The sequence below is a fragment of the Pseudomonas sp. 05N434 genome, from assembly GCF_056396965.1.
Map to the genome: position 1 here is coordinate 1 of NZ_JBFTMK010001034.1, position 626 is coordinate 626.

The 626-nt window shown below is 59.9% G+C and carries 2 pseudogenes; one reads left to right on the forward strand and one right to left on the reverse strand.

What is annotated here, in order from left to right:
- A pseudogene (locus tag AC1DLB_RS31545) lies at positions 1-344 on the reverse strand (PDZ domain-containing protein); the annotation flags it as partial.
- On the opposite strand from AC1DLB_RS31545, the pseudogene AC1DLB_RS31550 reads away from it, so the two are divergent.
- Positions 297-626: pseudogene (locus AC1DLB_RS31550) on the forward strand (carboxy terminal-processing peptidase); the annotation flags it as partial. The pseudogenes AC1DLB_RS31545 and AC1DLB_RS31550 sit on opposite strands and share 48 nt — an antisense overlap.

Genomic DNA, 626 nt, shown 5'->3' on the forward strand with positions numbered 1-626 from the left:
TTGCTGGCCGGAATCACTTCCAGGCGCACCACGGTGCCTTTCGGCCCACGAATCAGTTTGACCACCTCGTCCAGGCGCCAGCCGACCACGTCGACCATCTCTTTGTTGCCCTGGGCCACGCCGATGATCTTGTCGGCCGGAGCGACCTGCTTGGTCTTGTCGGCCGGGCCGGCAGGCACCAGGCGCACGACTTTGACTTGATCGTTATCGCTCTGCAACACGGCGCCAATGCCCTCCAGGGACAGGCTCATGTTGATGTCGAAGTTCTCCGCGTTATCCGGCGACAGATAGTTGGTATGCGGGTCGTACGACATGGCGAAGGTGTTGATGTACGCCTGGAAGTGATTCCGGCCAGCAATGCGCCGAATGACCAGACCAGCAAGATCGTGCCGATCACCCGCGAAGCGGTGAAGCTTGAAGATCAGGCGGTGAAGAAGTCGATCCTCAGCCTCAAGCAGGATGGCAAGGACTACAAGCTCGGCGTCATCGAGATCCCGGCCTTCTACCTGGACTTCAAGGCCTTCCGTGCCGGCGATCCGGATTACAAGAGCACCACCCGCGACGTCAAGAAGCTGCTGACCGAACTGCAGAAAGACAAGGTCGACGGCGTGGTCATCGACCTGCGT